The 15,953-nt window shown below is 66.8% G+C and carries 14 protein-coding genes; 6 read left to right on the forward strand and 8 right to left on the reverse strand.

Annotated features, from left to right (window positions below; all coding sequences use genetic code 11):
• Positions 1-13: 13 nt before the first annotated feature.
• From PNO31109_RS20615 to PNO31109_RS20625, 3 genes are all read right to left on the reverse strand, one after another.
• Entirely contained in the window at positions 14-1,867 is a 1,854-nt protein-coding gene (locus PNO31109_RS20615; protein WP_241013823.1) for a dipeptide ABC transporter ATP-binding protein, read from the reverse strand.
• Positions 1,868-1,977: 110 nt separating this feature from the next.
• Positions 1,978-2,934 (reverse strand): isoaspartyl peptidase/L-asparaginase family protein, encoded by a 957-nt coding sequence (locus PNO31109_RS20620; RefSeq protein WP_150557310.1) that lies wholly within the window; start codon positions 2,932-2,934, stop codon positions 1,978-1,980.
• Positions 2,931-3,917, reverse strand: coding sequence for a MurR/RpiR family transcriptional regulator (locus PNO31109_RS20625; RefSeq protein ID WP_150557311.1), 987 nt, complete (start codon positions 3,915-3,917; stop codon positions 2,931-2,933). Before PNO31109_RS20625 ends, PNO31109_RS20620 begins: the two co-directional genes overlap by 4 nt.
• Positions 3,918-4,379: 462 nt before the next feature.
• Between PNO31109_RS20625 and PNO31109_RS20630 the strand changes: the two genes are divergently transcribed.
• A complete protein-coding gene (locus PNO31109_RS20630; protein WP_241013803.1) occupies positions 4,380-4,589 on the forward strand; it encodes a hypothetical protein in 210 nt (69 codons plus the stop codon).
• A gap of 106 nt (positions 4,590-4,695) precedes the next feature.
• Complete coding sequence (locus PNO31109_RS20635; RefSeq protein ID WP_150557312.1) at positions 4,696-4,911, forward strand: hypothetical protein; 216 nt, start codon at positions 4,696-4,698, stop codon at positions 4,909-4,911.
• 5 nt (positions 4,912-4,916) lie between these two features.
• Here the strand turns inward: PNO31109_RS20635 and PNO31109_RS20640 are convergent, their stop codons facing one another.
• The 3 genes from PNO31109_RS20640 to PNO31109_RS20650 form a co-directional block, all read right to left on the reverse strand.
• Complete coding sequence (locus tag PNO31109_RS20640; protein ID WP_150557313.1) at positions 4,917-5,474, reverse strand: YggT family protein; 558 nt, start codon at positions 5,472-5,474, stop codon at positions 4,917-4,919.
• A gap of 64 nt (positions 5,475-5,538) precedes the next feature.
• Positions 5,539-6,774 (reverse strand): enoyl-CoA hydratase/isomerase family protein, encoded by a 1,236-nt coding sequence (locus tag PNO31109_RS20645; protein ID WP_244958220.1) that lies wholly within the window; start codon positions 6,772-6,774, stop codon positions 5,539-5,541.
• Positions 6,775-6,942: 168 nt separating this feature from the next.
• Entirely contained in the window at positions 6,943-8,076 is a 1,134-nt protein-coding gene (locus PNO31109_RS20650) for an acyl-CoA dehydrogenase family protein (protein ID WP_150557314.1), read from the reverse strand.
• 436 nt (positions 8,077-8,512) lie between these two features.
• Here PNO31109_RS20650 and PNO31109_RS20655 point away from each other — a divergent pair, with 436 nt between their 5' ends.
• The 3 genes from PNO31109_RS20655 to PNO31109_RS20665 all read left to right on the forward strand — a co-directional run bounded on the left by PNO31109_RS20655 (position 8,513) and on the right by PNO31109_RS20665 (position 12,316).
• Positions 8,513-10,192, forward strand: a complete 1,680-nt coding sequence (locus PNO31109_RS20655) for an acyl-CoA synthetase (RefSeq protein ID WP_150557315.1) — start codon at positions 8,513-8,515, stop codon at positions 10,190-10,192.
• Between the two features lie 203 nt (positions 10,193-10,395).
• Positions 10,396-11,163, forward strand: coding sequence for an SDR family NAD(P)-dependent oxidoreductase (locus tag PNO31109_RS20660; RefSeq protein WP_150557316.1), 768 nt, complete (start codon positions 10,396-10,398; stop codon positions 11,161-11,163).
• A 142-nt stretch (positions 11,164-11,305) separates the two neighbouring features.
• Positions 11,306-12,316: an AraC family transcriptional regulator gene (locus tag PNO31109_RS20665; RefSeq protein ID WP_150557317.1), complete on the forward strand. Its 1,011-nt coding sequence runs from the start codon at positions 11,306-11,308 to the stop codon at positions 12,314-12,316.
• A gap of 253 nt (positions 12,317-12,569) precedes the next feature.
• Here the strand turns inward: PNO31109_RS20665 and PNO31109_RS20670 are convergent, their stop codons facing one another.
• The gene (locus PNO31109_RS20670; protein WP_150557318.1) at positions 12,570-13,385 is read right to left on the reverse strand and encodes an IclR family transcriptional regulator; all 816 of its coding nucleotides are present in this window, start codon (positions 13,383-13,385) and stop codon (positions 12,570-12,572) included.
• 725 nt (positions 13,386-14,110) lie between these two features.
• Between PNO31109_RS20670 and PNO31109_RS20675 the strand changes: the two genes are divergently transcribed.
• Positions 14,111-14,506, forward strand: coding sequence for a transposase (locus PNO31109_RS20675; protein ID WP_024788698.1), 396 nt, complete (start codon positions 14,111-14,113; stop codon positions 14,504-14,506).
• Between the two features lie 145 nt (positions 14,507-14,651).
• Here the strand turns inward: PNO31109_RS20675 and PNO31109_RS20680 are convergent, their stop codons facing one another.
• Positions 14,652-15,755, reverse strand: coding sequence for an NAD(P)/FAD-dependent oxidoreductase (locus PNO31109_RS20680; RefSeq protein WP_150557320.1), 1,104 nt, complete (start codon positions 15,753-15,755; stop codon positions 14,652-14,654).
• Positions 15,756-15,953: the final 198 nt, after the last annotated feature.

Below are 15,953 nucleotides of genomic sequence, written 5' to 3' on the forward strand. Positions count from 1 at the left end.
GGCCCCGGCAAATTCAATATGTGCCGGCCACGCGGTGACGCGCCACGAAGTGTCCGGCGCCGACTTCCACCAGCGGCTGCACTTGCGGTTCGTCGCCGATCGCGCGAATGGGGCTCGGAATTTCCTCCGTGAGCAACTCGCGCTTGGCGTGGCGGCGCGCCGGATCGGCGATCGGCACCGCCGACATGAGTTTCTTCGTGTACGGATGCTGCGGATTCTCGAAGATCGCTCGGCGCGGCCCGATTTCGACGATCTGGCCGAGATACATCACCGCCACGCGGTGGCTGATACGCTCCACCACGGCCATGTCGTGCGAGATGAACAGGAATGCAATGCCGAACTCCTTCTGCAGGTCGAGCATCAAGTTGATGATCTGCGCCTGCACGGAGACGTCGAGGGCCGAGACGGATTCATCCGCGATCACGACCTTCGGCTTGAGCGCCAGTGCGCGCGCGATCGCGATACGCTGGCGCTGGCCGCCGGAGAATTCATGCGGATAACGCTGCGCGTAATCGGCCGGCAGGCCCACGCGCTCGAGCAACTCGGCCACGCGCTTTTCGGCCTCGGCGCCACTCGCCACGCCGTGCACCAGCAGCGGCTCCATGATCGAGAAGCCTACCGTCAGGCGCGGATCGAGCGAGGCGAACGGATCCTGGAAGATGAACTGGATGTCGCGGCGCAGCGTTTGCAGCGCGCGGCCCGCAAGGTCGTGAATCGGCCGGCCGGCGAATTCGATCGAGCCGCCCTGGCTCGCCACGAGCCGCAGCAGCGCGCGTCCGGTCGTGGACTTGCCGCAGCCCGACTCGCCCACCAGGCCGAGCGTTTCCCCCGGATACAGTTCGAAACTCACGCGCTCGACGGCGTGTACGCGCTGCTTTACGCGCCCGAAGAAGCCCGACGGCACGTCAAAGCGCGCCACGAGATCCTTCACGCGCAGGATGGGGCCGGCGTCGGTCCTGACCGTCGGCTGCGGGGTTTCGGGGGCCGGCATGGCATCGGCCGGGGCGTCGTAGCGCAGCAGCGGAAAGCGGGCGGGCAAGTCGGTGCCCTGCATCGAGCCCAGGCGCGGCACGGCCGAGAGCAGCGCCTGCGTGTAGCGCTCGCGCGGCGCGTCGAAAATCGCCTGCGACGGGCCTTCCTCGATCTGATCGCCCCGGTGCATCACGAGCACGCGGTCGGCCACCTCCGCGACCACGCCCATGTCGTGCGTGATGAACACCACGCCCATTTTCATTTCATCCTGCAGCGCGCGGATCAGTTGCAGGATCTGCGCCTGAATCGTCACGTCCAGCGCGGTGGTCGGCTCGTCTGCGATCAGGAGGCCAGGCTTGCACGAGAGCGCCATGGCGATCATCACGCGCTGGCGCATGCCGCCCGAGAGCTGGTGGGGGAAACGGCCGAGCACGCGCCGCGCCTCGGGAATGCGGACCAGCTCGAGCATGCGCAGCGCTTCGGCGCGTGCCGCGGTGGCGTCCTTGCCCTGATGCAGGCGAATCGACTCGGCGATCTGCTCGCCCACCGGGAACACCGGGTTGAGCGAGGTCATCGGCTCCTGGAAGATCATCGCCATGTCCGCGCCGCGGATGCCGCGCATGGTGCCGGCGCTCGCGCGGGTGAGATCCACCAGCGTGCCGTTGCGCCGGCGCAGCACCATCGAGCCCTGCGTGATGCGCCCGCCGCCGTTCTCGACCAGACGCATGGCGGCCAGCGAGGTCACCGACTTGCCCGAGCCGGATTCGCCCACGATAGCCAGCGTCTCGCCACGGTCGACGTGGAAGCTCAGGTCGCGCACGGCCGTGACCACGCGCTCGGACGTCGCGAACTGCACGGTAAGGCCGCTCACGGCGAGCACGCGCTCGTCGGGCAACGAAATCGTCGGGGTTGTCTTACGCTCTGCCACGCCTGTCCTCACTCGTCTTCTCTTGCTGAACCCGGTCCCGATGCGCGCGCGGCCGGTTGGTGTCCCGGGCGCCGCGTTCATTCGTGGATGGCCGTCACGGGCGTCTCGCCCACGCGCGCCACGCCGCGATACATCCCTTCGGTATTGAACGGCAACGCCACGTTGCCCTGCGCGTCCACGGCGATGAGACCGCCCCGGCCCTGCACGCGCGGCAGACGCTCGCGGATCACGCGCTCGGCGGCGTCGGCCAGCGACAGGCCGGCGTAGGCCATGAGGGCGCCCACTTCGTAGCAGGCGACCGTGCGGATGAACGCTTCGCCGGTGCCGGTGGCCGACACGGCGGCCGTGGCGTCGTTGGCGTAGCAGCCCGCGCCGATGAGGGGCGAGTCGCCAACGCGCCCCACGGCCTTGTTCGTCATCCCGCCGGTGGACGTGGCCGCTGCGACGTGACCGCCGACGTCGCACGCCACGGCACCGACCGTGCCGAACTTCGTGTCCGGATCGATCGGCGCCTTCTTGAGCGGAAAGTCATGATCGAGCGCGACGGCCGCCTCGGACAGCGCTCGCTGCCACTGGGCGTACCGGGCTTGCGTGTAGAAGTAAGCCGGATCGACCAGCGCCGCGCCATGGGCCGCGGCGAACGCCTCGGCGCCCTCGCCCACGAGCAGCACGTGCGGGCTGCGCTCGAGCACGGCGCGTGCGGCCAGAATCGGATTGCGCACGCGGTGCACGCAGGCAATGGCGCCGGCGTCGAGCGTGGCGCCGTCCATGATGGCGGCGTCCAGCTCGTGCGTGCCTTCGTGAGTGAAAACGGCGCCGCGGCCGGCGTTAAAGCGCGGGCAATCCTCGAGATGGCGCACGGCTTCGGTCACGGCGTCCAAGGCCGAGCCACCCGCCGCGAGCACCGCCTGGCCGGCGCGCAGCACGTCCGCCAGCGCTTCGTGATAGGCCTTGACCTCCTCGGGCGACGTGTCGCGGCTGATGGTGCCGGCACCACCGTGAATGGCGATGACCGCGCGTTGTGCATGACTCATGAGGCTTTGTCCTTTCTGTCCTGATTGCCGGGCGCGACGCGCGAGGCGGCGGCCGGGTTCGGTGCGACCTGCGCCACGGCGCTCGCCGAGCCCACGGGTGCGAGGGACGCGGAGTCGAGCCACGGCAACAGGAAATCGGTCAGCTCGGTTGCCCGGTCGACGGCGTGTTTGGCGCGTTGCGCGACGGCGTCGCACAGTGCGTCGATCATGGCGAGCACACTCGCTTCGGAGTTGCTCGACAGGCGCGGCTTGCTGCGAACGAAGATCACGATGTCGCCCAGCGGCGCCAACGGCGAGGTCGGGCTGTCGGTGAGCACCAGCACCGGCACGCCGCGACCGCGCAAGCGGCGGCACAGCGTAATGGTGTCGGAGACGTAGCGCGGGAAGGCGAGCGCAATGACGAGATCGCCTTCGCGCAGCTTGAAGAGCTGGCGCGCCGCATGCGTGGAACCGCCCGCCCCGACCACGGCCTGCACGTTTTCGCAATACGGATCGAGGCCGTGATGGAGCAGCCCGGCGAGATAGCCGCTGGCGCCGAGCCCGACCACGTAGATGCGGTGCGCGTGCAGGATCGCGTCGACGGCGCGCTCGCAGGTGCCGGCGTCGAGCGAGCGACGCGTCCAGTCGAGGTTCTCCATCGCCTGGGCCAGCGATGCGGCCATCACGTCGGCACTGGCGCTCGCCTGCGCCTTGCTCGTGCGCAGACTCTCGATGGGAGCGAGCGTCGCCTCGAAGCCGCGCACCATTGCGGCACGGCACTGCGGATAACCGTCAAAGCCCAGCGCACGGGCGAAGCGATTGACCGTGGCGAGCGACACGCCGACTGCATTCGCGAACTCGTCGATACGCATGGTCGCCGCGCGGAACGTGTTCTCGAGCACGAACGCCGCCATGCGCTGCTGCGCTGGCGTGAGATCGGGCATGGCACGCACGATGCGCTCGGTGAGCGGCAAGTCGGCGGGCAACGATTCGGCGTGGATCATGAATGCAGGCAATCCTTCGGAGTGGAGGAAAGTATATTTTCATCGCCACCCCGTCAAAAGAAAAAAAATAGTTCAAATGGCGCCAGAGCGCGTGCGACAGCCTCGCACCCTCCTTGCAAACCCTGTCAAAACAAGGGGGAAGGGCCGCCTTGATACGTAAAATACGGGCATACTAGGGGAAACCCGAATGCACGAACTTGCCGGGCGCTAGGCAATCCGATGTCTGGAGTGCGGCAAAGACAACGCAGCGCCCGTATTGACCTTGTCGGCTTTGTCTTTCCCGCCCCGCCGCGTGCGTGGTGGGGCCGCAAATCTCACGCAACAGATTCACAGGACAGTCGTGTGACCGCCTGGGGAGGCTTGGTCGGAGGCGAGTCGTAACGTGCAGTCAACATGGCGTAGTGGTGGGCGAACATGTGCCCGCTACGCTGACGTGAAGCATTCGCCTCGAGGAGCAAGACCATGCTGAGCCCGCATGAAATCGCCACGCTGCTGTTGGCGGCCGCATCCCTGGGACCCATCGACGCCGACGCGCTCGAACGGCCCGATCTCGCCGCGCTGGAACAGGCGCGCCTCGTCCACGTAGCGGTCAACGAAGGCCAAGCCAGAGTGACAGTGACCGAGGACGGTCATCGCGTGCTGCGCCGCTTGGGGCTCGCGCCTTCGACATGAGGACGCAAAGGTGTGCCGCGGTCGACGCCGGTGGCCGCGCAGCGCGCGGTGACGAACGAGACAATTGCGGTGGGCCAGCGTCCCGGTGCAAAGGAAGTCGCCGCGGATGGCAGCGAGGATCGCGAGAAACGCAGCGATCGCGATGCTCTCGTCGCCCGCTATCGCGGCGATGGTCATGTCGGCCATGCCGGCCACGCCGGCCATGGGGCTCGCGATCTCGGTGCTGCCGCTGCCGCCGGGCACGGTGACGAGGCCGTGGCACGGCAGGCAGCGTCGCGGCCTGCCGGCTCGGGCGATCGGATGGATCGGACGGATCGGCTGAGCCGATCAGAGCATCGCGAAGAAGAGGCTTAAGCGAGCCAGCACAATCAACAGAATCTGCATCAGAACAAACAGTGCCAGCGGCGAGAGGTCGAAGCCGCCGAGCATTGGGATCACGCGGCGCAGCGGACGCAGCAGCGGGTCGAGCAGATGTTGGAGAATCGGCATCGCCGTGGCACGCGGGTTCACCCAGGACAGCACCGCCATGAGCAGCGTGAGCCACATGACCAGGTTGGCCCCCCATTTCGCGACCAGCACGAGCGCGACGAGCAAGCCACGCGGGAATACCGTGACCGGCGACACCCCGACCACCGCCGTGATCAGCACCAGATAAACGACGGCGCACAGCCAGGCGCCGACCACGCACGCCCAGTCGATGCCGCCGACGCCCGGCAGGACGCGCCGCAACGGCAGCACGATCCAGTTGGTGAACTGGAAAATCCCTTGTGAGAGCGGATTACGCGGCGGCAGGCGTGTCATCTGCATCCACACGCGAAGTAACAGCAAGGCGCCGAATAGCGAGAAAACGAGGTCTAGCAGCAGACGGGCAATTTCGACGAGCATCTGGACTCCAACGGATTGTGCGGTCCCCCGCAAAACCGGCATTGTCGCATGCGTTTGCCCGAGTTCAATCGTCTCCCAACGCTTTGAGTGGATGCGCGTCGTCCGGCCACGGCGAGACGAAGAAGGCATCGACCTGCGCTGCCGGCACGTCGTCGAGCGTGGCATAACGCCAGCGCGGCTGTTTGTCCTTGTCGATCAGCAGCGCGCGCACGCCCTCGACAAAGTCTCCCGATGCGAATACGTGGTGGCCGAGCCCCAGTTCCATCCGAAAGGCATCGGCCAGATCGAGGCGTCGCCCCTTCTGCAGTTGCCGGTCGGTCACCCACAGGCTGAGCGGCGAGCGCTGCCGCAGCAGCGCGAGCGTGTCGGCCGCCCAAGGCGTATGCACGTCCTCGGCGAGCGACGCCACGATGGCCGACACGTCGAGGGCGCTGAAGTGCCTGTCGAGCGTCGCGCGGACCTGGGCAAGCGGAGCGTCGTCCGCCCAAGTGCGGCCCAATGGCAGAATGGCCGCGCGCAGGGCGCCAAGAAGATGCGTCGGGTCCGCGGCCCCGCCTAGCGCCCTCCGCGCGCCCGACCGGGCCGGCCCTCCCTCCCGGTCTTTGCCTGCCACGGCCGCCGACCAGTCGTATTCGCGCAGCATGCGCCTGAATCGCTCGGGGGCGTCGCCCTCGAGCCAGACGTCGGCCAGGCCGCAGTACAGCGCATCGGCGGCGGTGAGGGTAGCGCCGGACAACCCGAGGTAGCGGGCCAGCGTGGGCGCCAGATGGCCCAGGAACCAGCTTGCGCCGACATCCGGAAACAGCCCGATGCCCGTTTCCGGCATTGCCAGACGCGTGCGATCCGTCACGATCCGCAGGCCTGCGCCCTGTGCTACGCCCATGCCGCCACCCATCACGATGCCGTCAAGCAGCGCGATGTATGGCTTCGGATAGCGGTGGATCAGGTAGTCCAGGCGGTATTCTTCGACGAAGAACGCCTGATGCGCGGTCGCGTTGTTCACGCGGCTGTCGTACAGTGCGCGCACGTCCCCGCCCGCGCAGAACGCCTTTTCGCCCGCGCCTTCGATGAGCACGGCATGCACGGCGGGATCGACGGCCCAGGCGTTGAGCTGCGTCCACATTGCACGCACCATGCCGTGCGTGATCGCGTTGAGTGCGCGCGGCCGGTTCAGCGTGATCACGCCGAAGCCGTTGACCACCTCGAACAACACTTCGTCCTGGGCCCGAACCGCGCCATCTTGCAGATTCCCTTCCTCCTCCACTTCAGCCCCCACTTCGGTCACTACTTCGGTCCCCACTTCGGTCACTACTTCGGCCCCCCATTGCGGCCCGCACTTCGGCCCCCACGTCGGCCCGCACTTCGGCCACCACTTCGCACTCCGCCAGCCGGCCGTGCCGGTTCCCGTCTCACGGGCCGGTGCGCCCAGCCGGTGCGCCCTGCCGGCGCGCAACGCCGCGGCGGCGCCTCACTCCAGTGCGCGGGCGATCACCTGACGCTGAATCTCGCTGGTGCCCTCGTAGATTTGCGTGATGCGGGCGTCCCGATAATGCCGCTCGACCGGATAGTCCTGCAGATAGCCGTATCCGCCGTGGATCTGGATCGCGTGCGAGCACACCCACTCGGCCAGCTCGGATGCGAAGAGTTTCGCCTGCGACGCCTCCGACAGGCACGGCAAGCCCTGCGTGCGCAACGCCGCCGCGTGCAGGATCAGGAAGCGCGCCGCGTTGATGCGCGTGCTCATGTCCGCCAGCATGTTCGCAATGCTCTGATGCTCGCGAATCGGCTTGCCGAACTGCTGGCGCTCGCTCGAATAGCGCAGTGCGGCTTCGAACGCCGCGCGCGCGACCCCGAGGGCGAGCGCCGCGATGCCGATGCGCCCGCCTTCCAGATTGGACAGCGCGATCTTGAGCCCCTGCCCTGGTTCGCCGAGCAGCGCGTCGTCGCCGACCTCGCAGTCGACCAACGTGATCGGGCATGTGTCGGACGCCCGAATGCCCAGCTTGTGCTCGGGGGGACCGACTTCAAATCCTTTGGTGTTCGTCGGGACGATGAATGCCGAGATGCCGCGCTTGCCCGCCGAGGGGTCGGTCACCGCGAACACGATCGCGAGTGCCGCGCGCTTGCCGTTCGTCACGAACTGCTTGCTGCCGTTGAGCACCCATTTATCGCCGCGGCGCTCCGCACGCGTGCGCAGGTTGTGTGCTTCGGAACCGGCCTGCGGCTCGGTCAGACAGAAGGCGCCGATCTTGCGACCAGCAGCCAGGTCCGGCAGCCAGCGCTCACGCTGCGCCTGCGTGCCGAATTTCAGAATCGGCGCGCAGCCGACGGAGTTGTGAACGGACATCATCGTGGCCGTGGAGGCGCAGCCCGCCGCGATTTCCTCCATGGCGAGCGCGTAGGCCGTGTAGTCCGTGTACGAGCCGCCGAACTCTTCCGGCACCATCATGCCGAGCAGACCCAATTCGCCCATCTGGGCGACCATGGCGTCGGGCAAGGCGCAATCCCGATCCCATTGTGCGGCGTTCGGAGCAAGCTGTTCGGTGGCGAACGCACGCGCCATGTCGCGGATCATGCGCTGGTCTTCGGTATAGAAATCCATGGTCTGTCTCCTGCGCCCTCACGGGATCCGAACGGCCCGCTGGCGCCTGTCGTGTCGATGGGTCCAGTTTAGGGATCGCCGCGCTTTGGCACCATAGCCAAAAACAGCAAACTGGATGAGCGGAATTGCCATCGGAGACGTCCGATCGCCGCCTCGGACAACCCCGAATTTCCGCTTGCCGCGGCCGGTGCCCCGCCAGCCGGTGCGCGCCGGCGGACGCGGCGTCGGCCGGCCCGGGTGGATAAATCCATCACCCACTCTGACCCGTTTGGACATTGCCCGGCGCCGACAGGGCGCATTAGGATGAATTTCGCCATCGTCCCCGAGAGCGACGCGCCTGCCCAAGACGGCGCCCGGGGAAGCCGCAGCCGCCCGCCGAAGCCCCTTGCTCGTCGGCGTACCCTGCCGGCCCGCATTCGACTAAAGGAGACGACCCATGACTGTGGACTACGCCGACGCCTACCGGGCGTTCGATCTCGACGCAACCGTGCGTGCCACGCTTGCCGGCAATCTCGACGCAATGAACGCGTGCATCGAGTGTTGCGACCGCCACGCCCTTCCCGGCCGCATCGCGCTGTTCTGGGAAGGCAAGGAGGGGGCGAGCCAGACCTGGACGTATCGCCAGTTGCAAGAACTTTCCGCACGCTTTGCCAACTTTCTGCGGGAACAGGGCGTGCAACCCGGCGACCGCGTGAGCGGCCTGCTGCCGCGCACGCCCGAGTTGCTCGTGACGATTCTCGGCACATGGCGGGCGGGCGCTGTCTATCAACCGCTCTTCACCGCGTTCGGCCCGAAGGCAATCGAGCATCGCCTGCACAGCGCGCAGAGCAAGCTCGTGGTGACCGACGGCGCGAATCGCGCCAAGCTCGACGAAGTCGCCCATTGCCCGCCGGTGGCCACGGTCGGCGGTGCGCGCGGACAGGGCGTGCGGCGCGGCGACTTCAGCTTCTGGCATGAAGTCGAGGCCCACGGCGAGACGTTCGCGCCGGTGCTGCGACGCGGTGACGATCCGTTCCTCATGATGTTTACGTCGGGCACTACCGGGGCGGCAAAGCCGGTCATGGTGCCGCTGCGCGCGATCATGGCATTCGTTGGCTACATGCGCGACGCGGTCGACCTGCGTCCGAGCGACGCGTTCTGGAATATCGCGGATCCGGGCTGGGCCTATGGTCTCTACTATGCCGTGACGGGGCCGCTCGCGCTGGGCGTGCCCACCACGTTCTACGATGGCCCGTTCACCGTCGAGAGCACCTACCGCATCATCGGCAAGCTCGGCATCACGAACCTGGCCGGCTCGCCCACGGCATTCCGGCTCCTGATCGCCGGTGGGGACCGGGCAGCCGCGCCGGTGAAAGGACAGCTTCGCGCCGTGTCGAGTGCCGGAGAGCCGCTCAACCCCGAGGTCATCCGCTGGTTCGACGAGCATCTCGGCGTGACGATTCATGATCACTACGGACAGACCGAACTCGGCATGGTCGTGTGCAATCACCACGCGCTCGCGCACCCCGTGCAGGCGGGGGCGGCGGGCTTTGCTTCGCCCGGCCACCGCGTGGTCGTGCTCGACGACGAAGGTCGCGAGTGCCCCGTTGGCCAGCCGGGCGTGCTGGCGCTCGATCGCAAGCAGTCGCCGCTCATGTGGTTCACCGGCTACTGGGAGCGCGAGACGCCGGCATTCGTGGGCGACTACTACCTCTCGGGCGACACCGTCGAGCGCAACGAGGACGGCAGCATCAGCTTCGTGGGACGCAACGATGACGTGATCACCTCCGCCGGATACCGCATCGGCCCGTTCGATGTGGAGAGCGCGTTGATCGAGCATCCGGCGGTGATCGAAACGGCCGTGGTCGGCAAACCCGACCCGGAGCGCACGGAGTTGGTAAAGGCGTTCGTCGTGCTGCATCCGCAGTTCGCACCGACCGAAGCGCTGGCGCGCGAGTTGCAGGAGCACGTGCGGCATCGTCTGTCCACGCACGCGTATCCGCGCGAGGTCGAGTTCGTCGCCGAACTGCCCAAGACCCCGAGCGGCAAGCTGCAACGCTTCATTCTTCGCAACCAGGAAATCGCCAAGGCGGCGCAGGCCTCGGCCGGCGCGTCGCGACCGGTCGGCACGGCCTGATCGACCGGTTCTCGGCCGAGACGTGCGAAGCGGCCCGGGCCGGCCCGGCCCGCGGGACAGGCTGATCCGGTACTCGCACGCTTGTGCAGCACGCTTACACAGCCATTTGCGCAGCCATTTGCGCAACGCGCTTACACAGCGCACTTACACAAAGCACTTACGCAGAGCATTTACGCAGCACACTTACACAGGAACCGCAGCCCATGCAAATCAAGGATCGTGTCTTTCTCGTGACCGGCGCATCGTCGGGTCTGGGCGCCGCCACTGCGCGCATGCTCGTCAATGCAGGCGGCAAGGTCGTGCTTGGCGACGTCAACGTGGACGCCGGCGCCAGACAGGCGGACGCACTGGGCGAAGCCGCCCGCTTCGTCGCGACCGACATCACCCGCGAAGACGACGTGCAGCGTCTGGTGGAAACGGCCACGCAAACCTTCGGGGGCCTGAACGGCGTGGTCAATTGCGCCGGGCTCGTCATTGGCGAGCGCATTCTCGGCAAACAAGGCCCGCACCGGCTCGACAGCTTCGCGCGAATCATCAACGTCAACCTGATCGGGACGTTCAACGTGCTGCGGATCGCCGCGGCGGCGATGGCCGGCGGCGAGGCCGACGCCGAGGGCGAGCGCGGCGTGGTCGTCAATACGGCGTCGGTCGCCGCCTTCGACGGACAGATCGGACAGGCGGCCTATGCGGCGTCCAAGGGCGGCGTCGCGGCCCTGACGCTGCCGGCTGCGCGCGAGCTCGCGCGCGTGGGCGTGCGCGTCGTCACGATCGCACCGGGCATTTTCGAGACGCCGATGATGGCTGGCATGACACCCGAGGTGCAGGCTGCGCTCGGTGCGTCAGTGCCCTTCCCGCCGCGGCTCGGCAGGCCGTCCGAGTACGCGGCGCTCGTGCGCCACATTGTCGAGAACACGATGCTCAACGGAGAAGTCATCCGTCTCGATGGCGCGCTGCGCATGGCGCCGAAATAAGCCGGTCCAGCGCCGGCATCCGGCCTGGCGCGCGACATCGGAATACACCGAGCCCCCTTTCGGACGGGGCCGGAAGCGCCGGCGGGGGCCGCGCTGCTAGAATCCCTGCGTCCCCCTGCTACGGTATTCCGTTTCGCGACGCATGGAAAAAGGCAGCATCTCGATTCACTTCGTCATCAATGCCCTGGCGCACGTCGAGCGGCTCGGCGGCAATGTCACGGCGCTGCTGCGGGCGGCCGACATCGCTCCCTCGTTGCTTGCGCATCCGCAGGCGCGGGTCTCATCCGACCGATACGCGAACTTGTGGCGGCTCATCAGTGTCGCGCTGGACGACGAGTTCTTCGGCCAGGATTCGCGGCGGATGAAAGTGGGCAGCTTCGCAATGCTGTGCCATAGCGTGATTTCGTGCCGCACGCTCGAGCACGCGCTGCAGCGCGCAACGCGCTTCATGGCGCTGCTGCTCGACGACTTGGAAATGCGCCTGGTTCGCGACGGGGACGTCGCGCGGCTCGAGGTTCATGAACGGGCCGATGCGCGCTCGCCGCGCATCTTCGGGCATGAAACGCTGCTCATTCTCTTCTATGCGCTGACGTGCTGGCTCATCGCACGACGCGTCACCTTGGGCACGGCGTATTTCGCTTATCCCGAGCCGGTCTACAGCGACGAGTACCGCACGATGTACGCGCCGCGTCTGATATTCGACGCGCCCCACACGGCGATCGAGTTCGATGCGTCGTGCCTGGACCTGCCCGTGGTCCAGGACGAAGTCACGGTGAAGGACTTCCTGCGGGCCGCGCCCGCCAACATCATTCTCAAGTACAAGAACACGAAGGGGATGGTGGCACGGGTGCGTCGTCGGCTCAAGACGATGCCCACCGATAGCTGGCCGGCGTTCGAGACGCTGGCGTGCGAGTTTCACACAACGCCGTCCACGCTGCGCCGGCGACTCGAAGACGAAGGCCAGTCTTACCAGTCGATCAAGGACCAGTTGCGACGCGACCTGGCGATCCACGCGCTGTGCCACACATCGAAGCCAATGCTGGAGATTGCGCTGTCATTGGGCTTCGCCGATCCGAGCGCGTTCTTTCGCGCGTTTCGCAAGTGGACCGGCGTGCGGCCCGGCGACTATCGGCGTCAGGCCGTGGAGGCCTGACGCGCGTGCCGACGGTGACGCCGCGACGCGGCAGCCAGCCGCAGAGCAGGCCGCCGCAGACCACAATGATCCGGCGGTGCGAAACAGGACGAGCAGATTGCGCCACGGAAATTTCTGCCGTGCCTGCGGTGCGGCCTTCGCCTCGAGCAGCGCGCCGCCGTTGCGGATGTTCGCGGGTTCTGCCACGTTGACCCGCTTGCACTTGTCCGGGTCGCGATAGCCGACAAGGCCGGCCCGTCAGGAGGGCAAACGCTTATTCCTGCGCGGCGAGCGCGTGAGCCGAACGCTCGGCGCGATAGTTGAGCTTGTGGGAGAGTTCGTCGGCGGCAGACACCACCTTCTCGACGATGCCGCTCCCGAGCAGATCCGCTTGCACGCGGGCTTGCGGAATCGTCACGCTGATTACCGCGACGATCTGGGCCCGATGGTTGCGCACCGGGGCGGCAATGGTCGAGATGTTTTGCTCGAAGAACGATTCGCTCATGCTGTAGCCACGGGCAATGTCCTCCTGCACAACCTTGTAGAGCGCGTCGACGGTCGTCGGCGTATGGGTCGTGAACGCCTCGAGCTTGCCCTCCGGATACCGTTGCTTGAGCGAGGCGAGCGAATAATCGCCGAGCAGAATGTGGCCGACGGCCGTCGCGTGCGCCGGCAAACGCGTACCGACACGCACCGTGCCGAACACCAGCTCGCGGCTCGCCGCCTTCGCGACGAAAACCGCGTCGCGCTGATCGAGAATCAGGATGTGGCTCGAGAAACCCGTCGCGTCGCGCAGTTTCTCGATGACCGGCGTGCCCAGATCCGTGAGCTCCAGCGAGTTCAGATACTCGAACCCCAGACGCAGCACCGCCACGCCGAGCCGGTAGTGGCGATCGTCGCCCGCCTTCTCGATGAAGCCCTCCGCTTCCAGCGTCTGCAACAGACGGAAAACCGTCGAGCGCGGAATACCGAGACGACGGGCCAGGTCGGCGCCCGCGAGTACCGGCTCGCGCGCCGAGAATGTCATGAGAATGCGAAGCCCGCGCTCGAGACCAGGAACGGAATACTTGTTGCCGCTGTCGTTGCTCATGCCGTGTGCGCACACTGGCGCCGACCGGCGGGCGGCGATTCCGCGCAGCCGATGGACGATGTCGATGGGAGGCGCACATTATAGGCTACGGCCCCGCTGCACGACCATGACGGTATCGCATGCCAGGACCAGGCCACTTTCTCACCGGACGATAACGGTTGCGCCTGCGCCCACTCGGGTTGCGCCCGTTCTCGCGGCGCGGTGCCCTATCGGGGCGCAGACCGGCACTCTTGTTGGGCGAGCAGCCTTCGGCCGGCGCCATGCACCGCAATGGGGGTAATTCCGAAGCGCGTCGACCCGCCGTTTTTGTCATCATTGCGGCTGCAAGCTTGACAAGCTGGCGCATGTGGAGCGAGACACCCTGACCAGAGCCGAGAACAACAAACGATCCGGACTGGCCAAAAGGCACGTATTCCTTTTCTCCTGACGCTTTTGCGATTGCCTATCCCAATAGCCACTCAGGAGCTGCGCCCACCTGCCAAGTGGGCGTTTTTTTGCTGGTCAAACGCTCCCTTCGCAGTGTGGTCCGACCCGCCCGCGGCGTTCTTCACGAGAGAACCCGATGTCCTGGCATGCTTGTTGCTTGTGTTTCCAGCATCGGGGATCGACGCCGCCTTGGCCGAGTTTCGACGATAAGTACGCACCAGACTGCACCGGTTCGTGCGAGATCGCGGAATCCGGACTCGCCCCCTGCGGCGCCTCCGTTTGTTTTGGGTCGAGGTGTTATGTTTACTGAACTGAGCGACGTTGAATGGCACGCCCTGCGTGATCTGATTTGCGACCGACCGGTCCGTACGGAACGACGAGGCCGCCCTCAAGTCGAGCAGCGCACGCTGACCAATGCTGTCTTGTGGGTGCTGTTCACTGGCGAGAGCTGGTCCAAGCTGCCCATGCAGTACCCCTCCGTGCCGACTTGCCGCCGCAAGCTCAACGAATGGCGCGAATCGGGCATGCTCGATACGATTCTGAAACGCCTGCAACAATCCGGACGCGACATCAGCGCCTGCGCAGGCCAGATCAGCAAGCCGGCACGCAGCACGCCGTGCGGCGACACCGATCGCCTGCGGGGCGTGTTCTGGACGAACCCGGCTTCGTGGAAGCCCCCGGTAGCCGTCCGCTGAGCGGGCGTACTGACATCCGCCAGGGACGCAACGCGTCCCGCCCGGCAGGCATGCCGCGCATCGTTCGCGGCGCCGCCGGGCAGGCAACACGGGGTTAGCCAGATTGCAGTCGACGCGCGAGACGGGCCACCGGCCGCGTCTCGCGTCACAGCGCTGCGCGCACCGCTTCGGCAATGGCCAACGACGCCGTCAGGCCGGGCGACTCGATACCGAACAGGTTGACGAGCCCCGCGACGCCATGCACGGCCGGTCCATCGATACGGAAGTCGGCCGCCGGTTCTCCCGGTCCGCTGATCTTCGGCCGAATTCCCGCATACCCCGGCTGCAATGCGCCGTCCGCCAGCGTCGGCCAGTAGCGCCGCACCGCCTCGTAAAAACCGTCGCCATCGGACGGCTTCACCGTGTAGTCGATGTCGTCGATCCACTCGACGTTGGGACCGAAGCGCGCTTGCCCGCCGAGATCGAGCGTCAGATGCACGCCAAGCCCGCCCGGTTCCGGCACGGGATAAATGAGGTGCGAGAACGGCGCGCGTTGCGTACAGCTGAAATAGCTGCCTTTCGCGTAGTAGCGCGGGGGAACATGCGCCGGCGCAAGCCCCTCGAATCGCCGGGCCAGATCGACAGCGTGGAGTCCGGCGCTGTTGACGACCGTTTTCGCGAGCAGCGTGGAGGTCTCGCCCTGGGTCTGGACGTCCAGTTCGATGCCGGCAGGTGAGCCGACACGCGCGCGCGTCACTCTCGACTCGAACGCCAGCATTGCGCCGTCGCGTTGCGCATCGCCGAGCAGGGCGAGCATCAGGCCATGACTGTCGACGATCCCCGTGGACGGTGAGAGCAGCGCGCCAAACGTGCGCAACGCGGGCTCACGCCGAGCGACCTCCGCGGCCGTGAGCCACTGGAGATCGTCCACGCCGCTCGCGCGCGCATTGGCGGCAATCGCTTCGAGTTCGTCGAGCTGATGGTCGTTCGTCGCCACGATGAGCTTGCCGCAGCGGCGATGCGCCACGCCGTGCGACACGCAGTATTCATATAGCCGGTGCTTGCCCTCCACGCACAGCGTGGCCTTGCGCGAGCCGGGGGGGTAGTAGATGCCACCGTGAATGACTTCGCTGTTGCGCGAACTCGTGCCGGTGCCAATCGCGCGCTCGGATTCGAGGATGATCACTTCCCGGCCGGCCTGCGCTAGCGCCCGCGCGACGGCCAATCCCACGACACCCGCGCCGATCACGACGCAATCGACGTTGTCCATTGCTGTTCCTTGATTACCTTCCGATTCGCATGAGGACATCGAGCGCACCCGGCTGCCGGGCGCGCATCTCCCCATGCGGATCGGCTGCGGGGGGAGCGCCCCCGCAGCGTCACTTCAATACGGCGCAATGTGGCGCAATGTGGCGCAACACCGCGCCTGCCGAACGCTTACAGCGCGCTCGTCAGCTCCGGCACCACG

This window comes from Pandoraea nosoerga (genome assembly GCF_902459585.1).
Taxonomy (GTDB): domain Bacteria; phylum Pseudomonadota; class Gammaproteobacteria; order Burkholderiales; family Burkholderiaceae; genus Pandoraea; species Pandoraea nosoerga.

What these genes read in the sequence shown, in the direction of transcription:
- PNO31109_RS20640 (WP_150557313.1), bottom strand. Translation starts at nt 5,474, where the DNA reads ATGCTCGTCGAAATTGCCCGTCTGCTGCTAGACCTCGTTTTCTCGCTA.
- PNO31109_RS20670 (WP_150557318.1), bottom strand. Translation starts at nt 13,385, where the DNA reads ATGAGCAACGACAGCGGCAACAAGTATTCCGTTCCTGGTCTCGAGCGC.
- PNO31109_RS20665 (WP_150557317.1), top strand. Translation starts at nt 11,306, where the DNA reads ATGGAAAAAGGCAGCATCTCGATTCACTTCGTCATCAATGCCCTGGCG.
- PNO31109_RS20635 (WP_150557312.1), top strand. Translation starts at nt 4,696, where the DNA reads ATGGCAGCGAGGATCGCGAGAAACGCAGCGATCGCGATGCTCTCGTCG.
- PNO31109_RS20650 (WP_150557314.1), bottom strand. Translation starts at nt 8,076, where the DNA reads ATGGATTTCTATACCGAAGACCAGCGCATGATCCGCGACATGGCGCGT.
- PNO31109_RS20630 (WP_241013803.1), top strand. Translation starts at nt 4,380, where the DNA reads ATGCTGAGCCCGCATGAAATCGCCACGCTGCTGTTGGCGGCCGCATCC.
- PNO31109_RS20620 (WP_150557310.1), bottom strand. Translation starts at nt 2,934, where the DNA reads ATGAGTCATGCACAACGCGCGGTCATCGCCATTCACGGTGGTGCCGGC.
- PNO31109_RS20655 (WP_150557315.1), top strand. Translation starts at nt 8,513, where the DNA reads ATGACTGTGGACTACGCCGACGCCTACCGGGCGTTCGATCTCGACGCA.
- PNO31109_RS20680 (WP_150557320.1), bottom strand. Translation starts at nt 15,755, where the DNA reads ATGGACAACGTCGATTGCGTCGTGATCGGCGCGGGTGTCGTGGGATTG.
- PNO31109_RS20675 (WP_024788698.1), top strand. Translation starts at nt 14,111, where the DNA reads ATGTTTACTGAACTGAGCGACGTTGAATGGCACGCCCTGCGTGATCTG.
- PNO31109_RS20625 (WP_150557311.1), bottom strand. Translation starts at nt 3,917, where the DNA reads ATGATCCACGCCGAATCGTTGCCCGCCGACTTGCCGCTCACCGAGCGC.
- PNO31109_RS20660 (WP_150557316.1), top strand. Translation starts at nt 10,396, where the DNA reads ATGCAAATCAAGGATCGTGTCTTTCTCGTGACCGGCGCATCGTCGGGT.